Source organism: Paraburkholderia diazotrophica (genome assembly GCF_038900755.1).
Taxonomy (GTDB): Bacteria; Pseudomonadota; Gammaproteobacteria; order Burkholderiales; family Burkholderiaceae; genus Paraburkholderia; species Paraburkholderia diazotrophica_A.
In genome coordinates, this window is sequence record NZ_JBBPEN010000003.1 from 44,498 (window position 1) to 60,183 (window position 15,686).

Consider the following 15,686-nt stretch of genomic DNA (forward strand, 5'->3'; position numbering starts at 1 on the left):
GCTTTTTGCACGCGACTCCGCCTATATGGATTAAGTCATAGCTGAAGGGTAAACCGCGGGCAAGACGGGTAAACTGTCTTAAGACTGCCGTACCGGTGCCGGTGTAAGACGTGCGTCGCCGCGGTTTTATTCCACACCCGAAGCGAGCGGCGGCGCTGCAATAAAAAGCGGAAAGATCATCGAACAACGGGGCCGGCTAGCCGGACTCGACAGCAACCATGCGTGAGGAGAACCGCACGATGCGGGCCGATCCAATCCAGCGTGCGATCGACGAAGATCTCGTGCGCGTGCTGTACGCGCAGGACCCGATTGCCTTCTTCACGCACTGGTTTTCGATCGCGGTGCTGGTGGCGATCTACTGGAATAACATCCCGCATCCGCATCTTTTTGCCGCGTGCTTCATCTTCTACGGCTTTGCCAACTGCGCGAGCCTCGCGCTGTGGATGTGCAACCGCCGTTGGCCCGACGCCGTCTCGCCGCGCGCGTGGATCAACCTGCACGCGGCGCGCGGCGCGCTGCTCTATAGCGCGCCGGGGCTCGCGATCTGGTTCGCGTTCCAGAGCCCGCACACCGATCTGCCCATCCTGCACACGGTGATGCTCGTCACGCTGGCGGCCGGCGTGTTCATGTCGAACGGCTTCGACGTGATCAACTTCGTGACGGCGATTCCGTTCCTGCTGCTGCCCGCGATCGTGCTGCACTTCGGCACTCACACGTTCGACCGCACGATTCTCGCGATCGTCCTCGCGTTCTTCTTCTGCGCGATCAACGTCTACGCGCTCAGCTATCGCAAGCTGTTCCAGCGGGTCGTGCAGGCGCGCGTCGACCAGCAGGCGCTCGCCGAATCGCTGGCCGCGCAAAAGCTCGTCGCCGAAGAAGCGAGTCTTGCGAAGACCCGCTTCTTCGCGGCCGCGAGCCATGACCTGCGCCAGCCGCTGCACGCGATCGGACTGCTCGCGGCATCGCTGAACGATCCGGCGGCGACGTCCGTGCAGCATGCGAAGACGGCCAGCAACATTGCCAACAACGTCGAAGCGTTGAACCAGCTGTTCAACCAGGTGCTCGATCTCGCGCGGCTGGAGAGCGGCGTCACGCAGGTCATCAAGCTGCATTTCCGGCTTTCGGAACTGTTCGACCGTGTCGGCAGCCAGTATTGGCCGCAGGCGGCCGCGAAGGGGCTCGCGCTGCGCATCGCGCCGACGGACGCCGTCATCCACGACGACCCCGTGCTGCTCGAGCGCATCCTGAGCAACCTGCTGTCGAATGCGGTGCGCTATACGGAGGGCGGCGCGATCTGGATGGGCTACCGGCGCGCGGGACGGCTCGACGGCGGTTACATCGAAGTGCGCGATTCGGGCATCGGCATTCCGAAGGCCGAGCAGGAGCGTATCTTCGAGGAGTTCTATCAGGTCGCCAATCCGCACCGCGACGCGCGGCAAGGGCACGGCCTCGGCCTGCCGACCGTCAGGCGGCTCGTCGATATGCTCGGCGGGAAGCTGCAACTGCGCTCCGCGCCGGGGCGCGGCTCGGTGTTCCGTTTCCCGGTGCGCGCGGGCGATCCGGCGCGGATCGTCGCCGGTCTCAACGACTCGGGCGCGAGCGGCGCGGCGGCGCTCGGCCGCCACGTGCTGTGCATCGACGACGAGCCCGCGATTCTCGAAGGCATCCAGAACCTGCTCGGGCGCTGGGGCTGCGTGGTGCGCGGCGTGCCGGACGAACGCGGGGCGCTTCTTGCCATCGACGAAGGCTTCATGCCCGACGCCGTGCTCTGCGATTACCAGCTCGCGAACCACCGGACGGGCGCGCAGGCGCTCGGCGCCGTGCGCGACGCGCTGCGGCGGCGCGGCCGCGAGCGCGTCGTGACGCTGCTGATTACGGGCGATATGGCGTCTGTGGAACTGGAGGCGCTGGCGCTCCAGGGGATCCCCGTGCTGCACAAGCCCGTGACGCCGGCGCGCCTGCGCCGCACGCTGGAACTGCTGTGGCAGCAGCCGGGCACCGATGCCAACGCCGAGAGCGAAGCTACCAATAGCGCGGAAGGCGCGGCGCCGCAGCCGGCGACATCGCGTAGCTAACGTCGCGGCGTTCGGACTGGCTGGCGGTCCGTCCGAAAGGCGGCATCCGATGTGCACCGATCAGCATCCGATGCCGCCGTCCTCTGCAACTCCTTCCACGCTGAATCCCAACGCCGATGCGGCCCCGCTAAAGCGTCTTTCCCGCTTCGAGCCAGCCGTTGATCACGGCAATCGCGGTCGCGCGATTGTGCACGCCGAGCGCGCGAAAGATCACGGAGAGATGAACCTTGATCGTCCCCTCGGCGACGCCGAGATCGCGCGCGATCATCTTGTTGGTCCAGCCGCGATGCACGAGGCGCATGATTTCCTGCTGACGCGGCGACAGGTTTTCCAGCAGATGCTGCTGATGCGGCTGCAATGCTTCGACGCGCACGATCGGCTCGGCGTCGGGCGGCGCGGACGGCTTTGCTTGCGCGGTGGCGGTGGCGGTGGCGGTTGCGGTGCTCGCCGTCGACGCCGGCTCCATTGTTGCCGTCGCGGCTTCGCGATTGCCCAGCAGGCTCAGCGCTTCCATCGGCACATACGCGCCGCCTGAAAGCACCAGTTCGATCGCCTTGAGCATCACGCTCGCGGGCTGGCGTTTCGGCACGAAGCCGAGCGCGCCCGCCGCGAGCACGGCGCGCATCTCGTCGGGCGACTCCTCGGCGGACAGCACGACGACGGGCAGCGCGGGATTGGCCGTCAGCAGGTTTTGCAGCGAGGTTGCGCCCGTCATGCCGGGCATATGCAGATCGACGATCGCGAGGTCGTGGTCGGCGTCGGGCTTGGCGATGGCGGCGAGCGTTTCCCACGTGTCGGCTTCGTCGAATACGGCGTCGGGATCGAGTCCGCGCAACAGACCTTTGACGCCCTGGCGGATCAGTTCATGATCGTCGGCTACGAGAAACTTCATCATGTCTCCGCTTTCGGCCCTGCCGATGTTGTGCCTGCGTTGTCGGTCGGGACGGGAGCGGAGGGCGCGCTCCCCGAAGTGCGCCATCCGTCCGCAAGGCTGCACCGCGCGCGGGCGCGAAACCGCCCGCTGCGTGCCGCAACCCGCTGCATTCCCTGCGGCCGCGTCAGCGACGGGCCGTCCATGCAGCAACAGCTTTTTTGCTTCCTACGCCGCGATCATATGCCTGATCGTCGGCGTGGTCATGCTCGCCGCGGACTGCCTGCGCGGGCCTTGCGGCTCATGCGCGTGCGTCCGCCTGTCATTGTTTGCGCGGGCCGTCCGGAATGCGACGGCGCCGGCGCGTATCAGTCTGGTCTCGCTCGCGCTGCCGCTGCGGCCGTGCCGGAGAGTCCGGCCTGGTCGACGCGGTTGGCGCGCGTGGTTTTTCCTGGTTTGTACGGCACTGCATCGGTGGCCGGACGTCCGTCCATGTCGCGGCCTGCTACGTAGACGAGCCGGGCGGAAGGATTTTGAAGGCGAAGCGGCGGCCGGGCCGGGTGCGGCCGACGGCAGCGAGCTATCTATCGCGGCAGTGGCGTGCGGGTGTTTCCTGGCGCTGAAGGCGAGGCGTCATACATGAGACGGGCATGACTGCATGACGTGCCGCGCAAGCGTCGGCGCCTTTGCGTCAGTGCCTGGCGCTGAAAGTGAGCCTCCGTACATGACGCGGGCGCCACGTGCGTGACTGCGCGAAGTGCCTCGGGCGTTTGGCGCCGGCCGTTCAGGTGATCGCGAAGAGCGTCGCATTCATCAGCGCCTTGAACGCGTAGCCGACGATCATCGCGCTGCCCACGCCGCCGCACCACAGCGCGATGAACCAGAGCCAGCCCGGCAGGCGCGCGCGGGGGCGGGCGGGCTTAGTGGTAGTGGGCGTCGCCATGGCGCACCTTGCCGCGGAAGACCCAGTAACCCAGCATCGTGTACGCGATGATGATCGGGATGATGACGGACGCGCCGACGAGCGTGAACACCTGGCTCGAACGCGGGGCGGCCGCTTCCCAGAGCGTGACGCTCGACGGAATCGCGTACGGCCACAGGCTCACCAGCAGGCCGGCATAGCCGAGCAGCACGAGGCCGAGCGCCAGCATGAATGGCGTATTGTGATGCCGGCCGCGCACTGCGCGGCGCATGAAGTACGCGCAGATTGCGACGAGCAACGGCACGGGCGCGAGGCGCCAGAAGAGGCCGTCGTCGAACCAGCGCTGCGCGATCGTCGGCTCCTGTAGCGGCGTCCACAGGCTCACGACGACGATGAAGCCGAGCAGCACGATCGTGAGAGGCCACACGACGCGATGCAGCCGGCGTTGCAGATCGCCTTCCGTCTTCGCGACGAGCCAGCAGCAGCCGAGCAGCGCATAGGTGACGACGAGGCCGAGGCCCGTCAGCAGCGAGAACGGCGTGAGCCAGCCGAACGCATTGCCGGCGAAGCTGCCGTCGGCGACGGGAATGCCTTGCAGGAACGCGCCCAGTGCGATGCCCTGGAAGAACGCCGCGCCCGCCGAGCCGCCGATGAACGCCAGATCCCACAGATGCTTCGTGCGGTTCGCCTTCGCGCGGATCTCGAACGACACGCCGCGAAAGATCAGGCACGCGAGCATGCCGACGAGCGGCAGGTAAAGCGCGGAGAGCACCGTCGAATAGACGACGGGAAATACCGCGAAGAGGCCCGCGCCGCCGAGCACGAGCCACGTCTCGTTGCCGTCCCAGACGGGCGCGACGGTGTTCATCATCAGGTCGCGCTCCTTTTCGTCGGGGAAGAACGGAAACACGATGCCGATGCCCAGATCGAAGCCGTCCAGCACGACGTACATGAAGAGGCCGAGTGCGATGATCGCGGCCCAGACTACGGTCACATCCATTTTTTCTCTCGCGGGTATCGAAGGGTGGTCAGGCGTCGATCATCTGGTCGACGGGCTTTGCATGGGACGGGAGAGCGCGCGGCGCGCGGTGCGTTCCGGTCGGTCTGTCAATGCGTCGGGCACGCCGTCCGGCGTATGGCCCGGCAGCGCGGGACCCGTGCGCATCAGCTTGAGCATGTAGTAGATGCCTGTGCCGAACACGAGAAAGTAGATGACGACGAAGGCCATCAGCGAAATGCCGACCTGTTGCGCGGAGAGCGGCGACACGGCTTCGACGGTGCGCTTTACGCCATACACGACCCACGGCTGGCGGCCCACTTCCGTCGTGATCCAGCCCGCGAGCAGCGACATGAAGCCCGTCGGGCCCATCGCGATCGCAATGCGGTGGAACCACTTCGCGTCATACAGCTTGCCGCGCCGGCGCAGCACCCACGCGGCCGCCGCAAAGCCGATCATCGCGATGCCGAGACCCGCCATCACGCGAAAGCTCCAGAACACGATCGTCGAGTCCGGGCGATCTTCTTTCGGGAAGCTCTTCAGTCCGCGGATTTCGCCGTCCCAGCTGTGCGTGAGGATCAGGCTGCCGAGATGCGGAATCGACACGGCGTATTTCGTCGTCTCGGCCTGCATGTCGGGGATGCCGAACAGGTTCAGCGCGGTGCCGCCTTTCTCGGTGTCCCACAGGCCTTCGATCGCCGCGATCTTCGCGGGCTGATATTCGCGCGTGTTGAGTCCGTGCGCGTCGCCGACGAACGCCTGGATGGGCGCGAGAACGAGCAGCATCCACAGCGCCATCGAGAACATCTTCTTCACGGCGTTGTCGCGCCGGCCCTTCAGCAGATGCCACGCGCCGACGGCCGCGACGACGAGCGCCGTCACGATGAACGCGGCCATCGCCATGTGCGCGAGACGGTACGGGAACGACGGATTGAAGATGATCTTGAACCAGTCGACGGGCACGACGCGGTTGTCGACGATATCGAAGCCTTGCGGCGTCTGCATCCAGCTATTGGACGCGAGAATCCAGAACGTCGAGATCAGCGTGCCGACGGCGACCATCAGCGTCGCGCCGAAGTGCGCGCGCGGGCTGACTCGCTGCCAGCCGAACAGCATGATGCCGAGGAAGCCCGCTTCGAGAAAGAACGCGGTCATCACTTCGTACATCAGCAGCGGGCCCGTCACGGGGCCAGCGAACGCGGAGAAGCCCGACCAGTTGGTGCCGAACTCGTAGCTCATCACGACGCCCGACACGACGCCCATGCCGAAGGCCACGGCGAAGATCTTCGACCAGAACAGACAAAGATCCTTGTAGTAGGCCTTGCCGGTTTGCAGCCAGCGCCATTCGAGCACGGCGATGAAGCTCGCGAGACCGATGCTGAGCGCAGGAAAGACGATGTGAAACGAGACCGTGAACGCGAACTGCATGCGCGCGAGGTCGAAGGCGGAGATTGCGGTGTTCATGTGTCCGAATCCGAAAAAAGAGACGCGGCGCGTTTCGGCGGATGCCGGGCGCACCGCGTCGTGCAGATGAGGCAAGCGTAGGGGATTGCGGACGGCTTTGCTGCGGTGCAGGCTGCGTCGATATGGCGCGGAACGAAGCTTTCGCGTGAGCGCTTTGGCGACGTAAATCCTTGATCGCGATCAGGTTTTTATTGTGCCGCTCGGCGCGCCTGTTGCGCGCGCTCAAGGGAAAAGTGCGTCAATCAACCGCGTCGCAGCATCGTTAGCGTGACGGTTGCGCGACGGTTCATGGCGGTTCGTGTTGCGTTTACGTGGCGGCCTGTTGTCGCAGAAGGGGTGTTGGAGTTTCGTGCGAGCCGTTTGGTGGGTTTTAGTCAGGAAGTCGCCGTGATGCGTCGGCGGCGCGATGACGACTGGCTGCTTTTCGTCGCCGGGTTCGTGAAACCGCTTCATCAGCGAATGCTCGTCCGAATTGACCGTCCTTAGTGGCGACGGTGAAAACCGAGATATTTTCTGGCAGGCCGAACGCGCTGTGAATTGTGACAGTGCGTAGAATTAGGGCTTTTCAATTGTTAGCGAAATCCTAAGTGAAAAGACACCTTGTAATAGCTGGTACAGGCCGAGCTGGCACCAGCTTCCTGGTCGAATATCTCACGGCGTGTGGGCTCGAAACACATATCACGAGAAATCCGGGTGTAAAGCTCGAGGAGAACTCCAACGCCGGGCTCGAGGATATTCCGGACGGTCAGAAAGATTTGCCATACGTCATTAAATCGCCGTGGCTATTCGAATTCATTGACCGACTGATTGCGCGGCGTGATATCGGAATCGATGCCGTTATCCTCCCGGTACGCGACATTATTCAGGCCGCCGCAAGCCGCGTTACGAACGAAATGCGGGCTCGCCTAAGTCATGAAGTTGAGGAATACACGCGGTGGGAGAATTGGGGGATCACGGCAGGTGGGATTGTCTATTCGCTCAATCCGCTAGACCAGGCGAGACTGGTAGCGATGGGTTTTCATCATGTTGTACACAGGCTTGTCGAAAATGACATACCGATTGTATTTCTAGACTTTCCGAGATTTGCGACGGACGGCGAATACCTGTATCGGCAGCTTGCGTCGGTGCTCCCCGTCGACAAGGCTGCCGCACTCGATGCTCATCGCCGAACTGCGAAGCCAGATCTCGTCAGGGTCGGCAAGGAAATCTCCGGAGCCCCGCTTGCTCAGGCGCATTCACCTGGTATTGAATTTCCGAGCCATGACTCGCTTGATCGCAATGCACTCTACAGAGAACTTCAAAGTTGCAGATCGTCGGCGCGACGTGCCGACGAATCGCATCGCATGGAGGCTGATAATCTCCGGCGAGAGGTCGACGATCTCAAACGACAGACAGCGTTGTTGGAATCTATCAAGCAGCAGGCCGCATCATTGGAATCCAGTTTGCTCGCACGTGATCGCGAAATAGAACAGCTGAGAAGTTCGAACGTGGCTCTTGGTGATGAGCTAGCGCGGTTGAGGGAGTCTCTGGCCGAAGCGGAGCGTATCAAAAGCGCTCTCCAGATGTCGGAACAAAACTACCGGGAAAGATTGACGGCAGTCTATGAATCTCACACCTGGCGCGCCACCGCGCCAATCCGGGCTTTTCTGACCATGCTGAAGCGCAGCGGTTAAAACTGCGGCAGCAAGGTATCGAGGGGCGCCATCCTCGCACGAGGGTGGCGCATACAGGTTTGACACTGTAAGCCAAATTTACATCAGGAAGCCTCTTAAGCGGCCGATTCGATTCCTGTAGATCGCTTCGTTATATTACGTCTCGGTCGTCGTATGGACGATCGTCAAGCGTGCCATCGAGCCAACTCGACCCTTGACTTCGGCGCGTTGCCAGCGGCCTCATACACGTGGCCGAACATCGTTGCGAATGTATTCTTCGTTGATGAGCTCGTGCCGAGCATTGCGACTGGACACCTGGACCAGCGCGGCAAAGCGGGGCGACTCGTCCCGCAAAGCCTTACGTGGCGTCGCTCCATAGCTTTCCCCCCGTCGCCCAGTTCTCCCGTTTGACATCGATGAGAATAATATCGACGGAACCCGGCTCGACGTTCAACGATTCGCACGTCGCCTTCGTGATCGCATCGACGAACTGGCGCTTTTGCTCGACCGTGCGGCCTTCGAAAAGCTCGATATGAAAAGTAGGCATGTCTCATGTTCCTTGAAGTGAATTGAAATGAAGTGTGGAAGTCAGTTCCTGAACGACGGGTCGAGTCGATCCAGCTTGCGCAGCAGCGCGGGCCATTCGATTGCGCCTTCGATCGCGCCGCCGTCGTAGAGCTGTTCGGCCGTGCGCTCGGCGACGGCTTCCGATGGCAGCACGAGCGGGCCGCCGCCCGCCTGCGCCTGCAACTGTATCTCGCATGCCTTGATCAGCGTCGCCATCAGCACATAGGCCTCCGCGACGGTGCGGCCCAACGTGAGCGTGCCGTGATTGCGCAGAAGCATCGCGGGCTTGTCGCCGAGATCGGCGACGAGCCGCTCGCCTTCGGCGGGCGTGAACGCGAGGCCCTCGTAGTCGTGATACGCGAGATAGCCGTGAAAACGCAGCGCGTGCTGCGAGCCGGGCAAGAGGCCGTCCTTTTGCAGCGACACGGCAACGCCCGCCGTGTTGTGCAGATGCATGACGCAGAACGCGTCGGCGCGCGCCGCGTGCACGGCGGCGTGCAGCGCGAAGCCCGTCGCGTTCACGGGATACCCGCTTTCGCCGACGATATTGCCTTCGATATCGATCTTCACCAGATTCGACGCGCAGACTTCGTCGAACGACAGGCCGAACGGATTGATCAGGAAATGGCCGGGCTCGTCGGGCACGCTCGCGGAGATGTGCGTATAGACGAGATCGTCCCAGCCGTTGAGCGCCGCGAGCCGGTAGGCGGCCGCGAGATCGACACGCGTGCGCCGCTCGGCATCCGACATCGGCGTTGACTGCGCGATGCGGCCTGCGGGCGTGTGTGCAAATGACATGATGTCTCCCGTCCTCATACAACAGGTTGCTGGTGACTCGCCGCGTCAGCGTTCCCGCCAAGCGGCGCGGGTCGTGTTTTCCGGGCGCCCTATGTCCGCGTTGCGTGCGGCTGCGGCGTCGAAGGGGCTTGTGTTGCGCGAAATGTGCGTGTCGCGAGTATCGCGCATGAAGCGGCTTATCGTCCACGTCGCCACGACAAAGGGCGCGGTCAGTGCGGGTACACAAAAAAAGGCAGCCGCCTGTTGCAGCATCACCGACACGCACACGCCAACGAGCGCGGCCAACGCGCCGCAATCGGCCAATGCCAGCGCGGCGAGCGCGCCGTTGAATCCCGACAGGCCTGCGTCGAGCGAGGCTGCATCCACGCCGATGAGCGAGTGCGCCGCCGTCGCGAGCGCTGCGCCCGCCAGCGCGAATGCGGCGCATCGCATCGACGACACCGCGATGCCCGCAAGAATCAGCAGGCCCGCTGATGCGGTCGACGCGAACGAAGTCTGCGCGATGCCCGCAAGCAATGCGCGGGCGAACGGCATCCACGCAACGGCGTCGCTCGCGCTTGCGTTCGCATTCGCGCTTGCACTTGCGCTGGCGCCGACGCAGAACTCGACGCCAGCACTGATGCCGGCATGCGCCAACGCTCCATGCACGAGCGGCAGCCACGCCCACGTGACGAGCAGGCAAGGGCTCGAATAGTATCCGAGGCCGCGCGAGCGCAGCAGCCGCGCCCACGGTCCGAGGAGCCACGCGACGGCAATCGCGGCGAGAATCGCGATGGCCGTCGCCGTGGCGTCATCGGCGATGAACGCGAACGCGGCAAGCGCAGCCAGCGCGCCGTTGAAACCGTGCAGCCCGTCGCGTGTCTCGCCCGGATCGTAGCCGCGCAGCACCGCGCCGACGTTCGCGGCAATCGCGCCTGTCAACGCAGCGCACGCGAGGCGCGGATCGCACACGAGCCACGCGGCGAGCACGCATGCGCCCGTCCGCGCATCGCGTTGCAGGACGATCTGACCGAAGCTGCGCAGCAGCGTTAGCAGCGCAGTGAACGGCTCTTGATGGGACGCGGCGTGCATGGCGATATCGATTAAAGCGGGCGTGACGAAGCCGCGTGAAACGGTACTCACGCGGCCAGCGAGATTCGAAGCAGACGAATCGCGAGCATAACGAGGCGGACGGCGAACGGCATGCGCGCGTATTGATAACGGCTATTTGCGCGCGTGTCTTGCAGCCGCATGACGTCAGCCCATTTCGCGGCCGATAACGCGAGAACGAAAGGCGCGGCGTTCATCTCGGCGCGTTCGCGCTACGATGTCACCGATAACGATCGTTCGAAGGAGACGGATTCATGCGTGAAGTGCGATGGACCCCCGAAGAGGGCGATGGCGTCGAGCATCTCGCGTTCGACGCGCGCGCCGACGGCTTCTATGCCGAAAGCGTGCTGATCGGTGAGCGCAACGGCCACCCGTATGGCCTTTCTTACCGCGTCAAATGCGATTTGCAATGGCGCACCGTGCATGCATGGCTGAAAGTGATCGGCGGCCCGGAACTCGATCTGCACGGCGACGGCGAAGGCAACTGGCATGACGGTCACGGCCTGGTGCTGGCATCGCTGGCGGGCTGCATCGATATCGACATCGCGGCGACGCCCTATACGAACACGCTGCCCATTCGCCGACTGCAACTTGCGAAGGGCGCGCGCGAGACGATTCCCGTCGCGTTCATCTCGACACCGGATCTGCAGATCTCACGCGTCGAGCAGGCGTATACCTGCGTCGAGCCGGGTGTCGAGTATCGCTATCAAGGCATTGACACGGGCTTCGCGGCAGAGCTGAAAGTCGACGAAGACGGACTCGTGATCGACTATCCGACGATGTTCACGCGCACGTTGCCGCTCGCCTGACGCCGCGGTTTGTGCCCGGCGACGAAGCCGTCGATCCGCGTGAGTGCGGGCCTTACTTCGCGGTATTGTCGTCGGCTGGCAGTACGTCGCTGCCATGTCCGAGCGCGCGCTGCATCATCGTCGAATCGAGCCAGCGTCCGTGCTTGAAGCCGACCGCCTTCAACGTGCCGACGAGTTCGAATCCGGCGTCGCGATGCAGCGACAGCGAGCCGCCGCGTCCGCCGTCCGCAATGACGGCGATCATCTGACGCCACGGCCCTTGCTCGCATCGCTCGATCAGCGCGGCGAGCAGCGCGCGTCCGACGCCGCGTCCCCGGCAGCCGTCGTCCACGTAGATCGAGTCTTCGATCGTGTAGCGATAGGCGATACGCGGCCGGTATGGCGTTGCATACGCATAGCCGGCGATCTTGCCTTCCAGCACCGCGACGATATACGGCAGGCCATGAGAGAGCACGGCGGCGCGGCGCTTTTTCATTACGTCGACGGACGGCGGCGTTTCTTCGAAGGACGCGACGCCCGTCAGCACGTGATGTGCGTAGATGGACTGGATGAAGGGAAAGTCGGCGTCCGTCGCGTCGCGGATAACGGGCGCGGCAACCGGAGAGGTCTCGCTCATTGTGTCGGATGGCGGTGTCGTAGCTGGAAACCTCTCACTATGCCTGTGGCGCGCGCGGAAATGAAGCGCTTCAAAAATCGGCGGTGGCGCATGGCAAGGTGAGCCGATCCAGGATGGTGAGGAAAACCAGGAGGCGCGGCTTTCCCGGCATCGACGCGCGCGCAGGACAACGCATATCGCTTACGACGGCACGCATGATGCGAAGAGGTGCTCTATCACCAGACGCCGCTTCTTCGGTTTCCGGCTTCGCACTCGTCGATTAACATGCAGACTCGTTCGTCAGCCTCATCCATCGTCAGCGTCGCCAATACGGGCTTTGCCATGAACCTGCTGTTGCGTCTCTTCCTTACTCTGCTGCAGAGTCCACGGCGTAGCCGTCTGCATGTGCTCGATACATGCGTGACGCCGTTTCGCGTGTGGCCGAACGATCTCGACGTGCTGCGCCATATGACCAACGGCCGGTACTTCACGATTCTCGATCTGGCGCGCGTCGATCTGATGGTGCGCTCGCGCATGTGGCCGCAACTGAGGAAGCAAGGCTGGTATCCCGTCGTCACGCTGGAGACGATGCGCTTTCATCGATCGCTGGAGCGATGGGACCGCTATGATGTGGCGACGCGCGTGATCGGTTGGGACGACAAGCACGTGTTCATCGAGCAGGCTTTTATCCGCGATGGCGCGCAGGTCGCGTTGGGCGTGGTGCGCGCGCGGTTTCTCAAGCGTAGCGGCGGCACTGTGCCGACGAACGATCTGCTGCAACTCGCGGGCGTTACGCAGGCTTCGCCCGTGCTGCCCGAATGGATCGCGCAGTGGAGCGCGGCCGAAGGCGGCATGGCGATTCCGCCCGCTGCGCGCGAGGCGTCGGCGCAGGCGTGAACCAGGCATGAACCAGGCATGAACCAGGCATGAACCAGGCATGAACCAGGCGAATGACGTGCACGCGCTGCATCGCCCATTGTTCTCATATGCAACGAAAACGCCACGGCATCCGTCATGCCGTGGTGCCGCGCGTCGATGAAGACGCACACGCTAATCGAACGTCATTTCCCGCACAACAGCAGCAGGCGCTCCTGATCCGAGCACGGACGCTTGTTGACTTTAGGCGGCGCGGGCGGCTGTTGCGCGGAGGCCGTCGTCGGCGTGCCAGCCGCGCGGTGCGCGATGCACGCGCGCAAGTGCCGTTCGATGGGTGGATAGTATTGCCAGCCTTTCGTAAGCGGCGGCAATTCGAGCTTCACCTGCTTCCACTTCGGATGGCCTTTCTCCTGGAGCACATCGAAGTTGTTGCACAGCGAATCGGCGAAGCGGTTCAGATTGCTGACCGTATCGCGCAAGCCATAGTCGTAGGTGACGAGAAACGCCTTGACGGTCAGCGTCGGCACGTCTTCCTTAAGCCAGTTCGGATAGCTGCTCTGGCGGATCGTCGCGGGGAAATACGTTTCCTTCGCGCGCGCCGTTTCGGGCGCGTTCGCATCGAGTCGCAAGAAGCGGATCTGCGACAGCAGGTCAGGGTTCATGTCGGTGAAGAGCTTCGCCGGTTGTCCCGCGACGATCACGGCCACGTCGATTTTCTTCACGACGAGCGCGGCAATCGCGTCCTCGTTGCTGAGGCTCTGCACGTTTTGCTCGGGAATCGGCTGGTTGAACATCAGCCGGTAGAGCGTCGTTGCCGATTGCGCGGTGCCGCTACCGATCGGGCCGATGCTGATCACCTTGTCCTTGATCTCGTTGATGGACTTCATCGGCGAGTCGTTGCGCACGACAAAATAAATCTCCTCGTTATAGAGCGGCATGATGAGGCGCAGCGGACGGATCGTCGTGCCGGCATCCGCGTTGCCGGAGTTCGCCATGTCGATATAGGCCTGGTACACATCCGATTGCACCAGCGCGAGCTTGACGCCTGGCTCGAAGCGCATGCGCTGCACGTTCTCCGCAGAGCCTTTTGACGGCATCACTTCGAGGTCGATGCCCGCAGGCTGCGCGACGTATTTCGCGAGGTCGGCGCCGATCTGGATATACGTGCCGCGCTCCTGTCCCGTGACGATCTTGTAGTGCGCGCCGGCGCCGGCCGCCGCCGCTGCCCCCGTCGCCCCAGCAGCGATGGCGACGGACGCGACCAATAAGCTCACCAGCGCCGTCAATCCCGTCAGTATTGTTCTGAGCATGGTCTACCTACCTTTTATGTGTGTTGAAACGCGGTGCGTTGAAACGCATGCGCCTGACGGACTGCACGCATGCCCCGTTACTTCAGGATTGCAATACGTGTGTGCTGCGTATTCCCGATCGCGTGACGTGCCCTGCTGTTTGTTCACTTGCTCGCCGATGGCGAATGCTTCCAGCCCGAATCGATGATTGCGCGCATCTCGGCGTCGACGCCGCTGGCCGCGCTCGCCGCGTTGCTGCTTGTCGCGTTCGCTGCTGTGCCCGTCGCCGCGTTCGTCGCCGTCGAGTTCGCGGTGACGCTCGTTGCCGTCGCGGTGCTTTTCGCTGCGATGGCGGGCGGCAGTGGCGGCAATGGCGGCACCGCCGGCGTGCCATTCGTATTCCGATTGGCACTGGCGTCGGCGTTGTTGACATTCGTGGCGGCGGTCGCGGGCGCGCTCGCGAGCGGCTTCCAGCCCGTCGAAAGAATCACGCGTTCGAGCAATGACTGCGCGTCCGCGCTGCTGACGTCGATCGCGAGCGCGTGCGCTGCATGCTCGCGCACGCAGCTCCACAGCTTGTCCTTCGCGCAGTTGCTTGCCACGTTGAGCGCGGCATCGCGCCTCTTCTCGCGGTCGCCGATTTCACTCTGGATCTGCGCTGCGTCCGCGTTGTTCGGCTCGATCGACATCGCATCGGCAAGCGCCGATTTTGCTTCCGCGAGGCTGTTGTGTGCGAGTCCCGCGTGTGCCGCCCGCAGCGCTTCGGAGAGGTCCAGATAGTGCTTGACGACAGGTGGCGTCGACGGCGCGATGCGTGCCGGCGTGATCTCGGCGACGGGCGCGTTCACACTCGTTGCCGTCGGCGCGTTACGCGCCGATTGCGCTGCCGATTGCAGCACGGATTGCGGCGTCGTTCGCGACGGGGGTGGCGGCGCGGCTGGCGGTGTGTAAGGCGAAATCGACCCGCCCGCCGTGCTCGCGCTGTTGGTCGTTTCGTCACCGCTCGTGTCCTGTCGGCGGTTGTCGCCGAGCAGCAGCCAGGCCGCATAGCCGAATGCCGCGACGAACAGCAGCATCACGACGCCTCTAGTGACCATCCACCGGCCGGCCGCCTGCCATGCAGCGTGCGGCACGGCGAGCGGCGGAATCGGTATGTCGGGTGATGCGAGCGCGGGCAGTCCCGAAGGATCGGGGGCAATAGCGGGTAAATGCGGCGGCTGTGTATCGACGGCTCTCAACTGCATTCCGGCGCGCTTGCGCTGCGCTCTGTCGAGAGGGTGATCGGCGCCGCAATATGGGCAGAACTCGGCATGCTGATACAGCACGCCGCCGCAACGTGTGCATGGCGTTGGGAAGCCCTGGGCAGGTGTCGATTCGGCAGACATGCTTGAACCCCAACCAGTTGTAGGCGATGCCATTTCGGCATGCTCAGGATCGAAGTTGAAGCGAACGAGCGGGTTGGCGGAACTCGATCCACATGCGCTGGGTAGCAGCCGGCCCAGTTCTTTCATCAAGGGGCCGCTGTGTGTGAGCAAATATGGTTTCTTTCTCGCGGCGCGTCAATCGACGTTGCTACCTATCGCGCGCATCGGTCCCGGCGGCCCTTGAATTCAAGGAGAAAAACGATCATGCATCAGGGTTTATGCATAGGCAGAATTGCAACGGCGCCTGTTACCTTTTGA

General features: G+C 63.6%; 15 protein-coding genes. 4 read left to right on the forward strand and 11 right to left on the reverse strand.

All coding sequences use genetic code 11. The annotated features are described in order from the left end of the window. Positions 1-239: 239 nt before the first annotated feature. A complete protein-coding gene (locus AABE10_RS10175) occupies positions 240-2,075 on the forward strand; it encodes a hybrid sensor histidine kinase/response regulator (RefSeq protein WP_342933133.1) in 1,836 nt (611 codons plus the stop codon). 127 nt (positions 2,076-2,202) lie between these two features. Here AABE10_RS10175 and AABE10_RS10180 read toward each other — a convergent pair whose 3' ends face one another. The 5 genes from AABE10_RS10180 to AABE10_RS10200 form a co-directional block, all read right to left on the reverse strand. Continuing rightward, positions 2,203-2,967, reverse strand: coding sequence for a response regulator transcription factor (locus AABE10_RS10180; RefSeq protein ID WP_342933134.1), 765 nt, complete (start codon positions 2,965-2,967; stop codon positions 2,203-2,205). 763 nt (positions 2,968-3,730) lie between these two features. Further along, on the reverse strand, positions 3,731-3,889 hold the full coding sequence (locus tag AABE10_RS10185; protein WP_342933135.1) for a hypothetical protein: 159 nt from the start codon (positions 3,887-3,889) through the stop codon (positions 3,731-3,733). Next, positions 3,867-4,868 (reverse strand): cytochrome d ubiquinol oxidase subunit II, encoded by a 1,002-nt coding sequence (gene cydB, locus AABE10_RS10190; protein ID WP_342933136.1) that lies wholly within the window; start codon positions 4,866-4,868, stop codon positions 3,867-3,869. Before cydB ends, AABE10_RS10185 begins: the two co-directional genes overlap by 23 nt. A gap of 39 nt (positions 4,869-4,907) precedes the next feature. After that, positions 4,908-6,329: a cytochrome ubiquinol oxidase subunit I gene (locus AABE10_RS10195; RefSeq protein WP_342933137.1), complete on the reverse strand. Its 1,422-nt coding sequence runs from the start codon at positions 6,327-6,329 to the stop codon at positions 4,908-4,910. Positions 6,330-6,551: 222 nt separating this feature from the next. Beyond that, positions 6,552-6,782, reverse strand: coding sequence for a hypothetical protein (locus AABE10_RS10200; protein WP_342933138.1), 231 nt, complete (start codon positions 6,780-6,782; stop codon positions 6,552-6,554). Positions 6,783-6,916: 134 nt separating this feature from the next. On the opposite strand from AABE10_RS10200, the gene AABE10_RS10205 reads away from it, so the two are divergent. Then, positions 6,917-8,002: a hypothetical protein gene (locus AABE10_RS10205; RefSeq protein WP_342933139.1), complete on the forward strand. Its 1,086-nt coding sequence runs from the start codon at positions 6,917-6,919 to the stop codon at positions 8,000-8,002. A 337-nt stretch (positions 8,003-8,339) separates the two neighbouring features. On the opposite strand, the gene AABE10_RS10210 is transcribed toward AABE10_RS10205, so the two are convergent. From AABE10_RS10210 to AABE10_RS10220, 3 genes are read right to left on the reverse strand one after another with little or no spacing between them, the layout of a single operon-like run. Next, on the reverse strand, positions 8,340-8,528 hold the full coding sequence (locus AABE10_RS10210; RefSeq protein ID WP_342933140.1) for a 4-oxalocrotonate tautomerase: 189 nt from the start codon (positions 8,526-8,528) through the stop codon (positions 8,340-8,342). A 41-nt stretch (positions 8,529-8,569) separates the two neighbouring features. Next, positions 8,570-9,346 (reverse strand): class II aldolase/adducin family protein, encoded by a 777-nt coding sequence (locus AABE10_RS10215; RefSeq protein WP_342933141.1) that lies wholly within the window; start codon positions 9,344-9,346, stop codon positions 8,570-8,572. A gap of 45 nt (positions 9,347-9,391) precedes the next feature. Beyond that, entirely contained in the window at positions 9,392-10,417 is a 1,026-nt protein-coding gene (locus AABE10_RS10220) for an urea transporter (protein WP_342933142.1), read from the reverse strand. Positions 10,418-10,689: 272 nt separating this feature from the next. Between AABE10_RS10220 and AABE10_RS10225 the strand changes: the two genes are divergently transcribed. Beyond that, positions 10,690-11,244 (forward strand): putative glycolipid-binding domain-containing protein, encoded by a 555-nt coding sequence (locus AABE10_RS10225; protein WP_342933143.1) that lies wholly within the window; start codon positions 10,690-10,692, stop codon positions 11,242-11,244. 52 nt (positions 11,245-11,296) lie between these two features. On the opposite strand, the gene AABE10_RS10230 is transcribed toward AABE10_RS10225, so the two are convergent. Further along, positions 11,297-11,860, reverse strand: a complete 564-nt coding sequence (locus AABE10_RS10230; protein WP_342933144.1) for an N-acetyltransferase family protein — start codon at positions 11,858-11,860, stop codon at positions 11,297-11,299. A gap of 264 nt (positions 11,861-12,124) precedes the next feature. On the opposite strand from AABE10_RS10230, the gene AABE10_RS10235 reads away from it, so the two are divergent. After that, on the forward strand, positions 12,125-12,736 hold the full coding sequence (locus AABE10_RS10235) for a thioesterase family protein (protein WP_428983293.1): 612 nt from the start codon (positions 12,125-12,127) through the stop codon (positions 12,734-12,736). A gap of 164 nt (positions 12,737-12,900) precedes the next feature. On the opposite strand, the gene AABE10_RS10240 is transcribed toward AABE10_RS10235, so the two are convergent. Then, positions 12,901-14,025 (reverse strand): TAXI family TRAP transporter solute-binding subunit, encoded by a 1,125-nt coding sequence (locus AABE10_RS10240; RefSeq protein ID WP_342933145.1) that lies wholly within the window; start codon positions 14,023-14,025, stop codon positions 12,901-12,903. A gap of 143 nt (positions 14,026-14,168) precedes the next feature. Next, positions 14,169-15,389 (reverse strand): zinc ribbon domain-containing protein, encoded by a 1,221-nt coding sequence (locus tag AABE10_RS10245; protein ID WP_342933146.1) that lies wholly within the window; start codon positions 15,387-15,389, stop codon positions 14,169-14,171. Between the last annotated feature and the right edge of the window lie 297 nt (positions 15,390-15,686).

Excerpts from the sequence above, each read along its gene's own strand:
- AABE10_RS10175 (WP_342933133.1), top strand. The coding sequence starts at position 240 with ATGCGGGCCGATCCAATCCAGCGTGCGATCGACGAAGATCTCGTGCGC.
- AABE10_RS10180 (WP_342933134.1), bottom strand. The coding sequence starts at position 2,967 with ATGAAGTTTCTCGTAGCCGACGATCATGAACTGATCCGCCAGGGCGTC.
- AABE10_RS10185 (WP_342933135.1), bottom strand. The coding sequence starts at position 3,889 with ATGGCGACGCCCACTACCACTAAGCCCGCCCGCCCCCGCGCGCGCCTG.
- cydB (WP_342933136.1), bottom strand. The coding sequence starts at position 4,868 with ATGGATGTGACCGTAGTCTGGGCCGCGATCATCGCACTCGGCCTCTTC.
- AABE10_RS10195 (WP_342933137.1), bottom strand. The coding sequence starts at position 6,329 with ATGAACACCGCAATCTCCGCCTTCGACCTCGCGCGCATGCAGTTCGCG.
- AABE10_RS10200 (WP_342933138.1), bottom strand. The coding sequence starts at position 6,782 with ATGAAGCGGTTTCACGAACCCGGCGACGAAAAGCAGCCAGTCGTCATC.
- AABE10_RS10210 (WP_342933140.1), bottom strand. The coding sequence starts at position 8,528 with ATGCCTACTTTTCATATCGAGCTTTTCGAAGGCCGCACGGTCGAGCAA.
- AABE10_RS10215 (WP_342933141.1), bottom strand. The coding sequence starts at position 9,346 with ATGTCATTTGCACACACGCCCGCAGGCCGCATCGCGCAGTCAACGCCG.
- AABE10_RS10220 (WP_342933142.1), bottom strand. The coding sequence starts at position 10,417 with ATGCACGCCGCGTCCCATCAAGAGCCGTTCACTGCGCTGCTAACGCTG.
- AABE10_RS10225 (WP_342933143.1), top strand. The coding sequence starts at position 10,690 with ATGCGTGAAGTGCGATGGACCCCCGAAGAGGGCGATGGCGTCGAGCAT.
- AABE10_RS10230 (WP_342933144.1), bottom strand. The coding sequence starts at position 11,860 with ATGAGCGAGACCTCTCCGGTTGCCGCGCCCGTTATCCGCGACGCGACG.
- AABE10_RS10235 (WP_428983293.1), top strand. The coding sequence starts at position 12,125 with ATGCAGACTCGTTCGTCAGCCTCATCCATCGTCAGCGTCGCCAATACG.
- AABE10_RS10240 (WP_342933145.1), bottom strand. The coding sequence starts at position 14,025 with ATGCTCAGAACAATACTGACGGGATTGACGGCGCTGGTGAGCTTATTG.
- AABE10_RS10245 (WP_342933146.1), bottom strand. The coding sequence starts at position 15,389 with ATGTCTGCCGAATCGACACCTGCCCAGGGCTTCCCAACGCCATGCACA.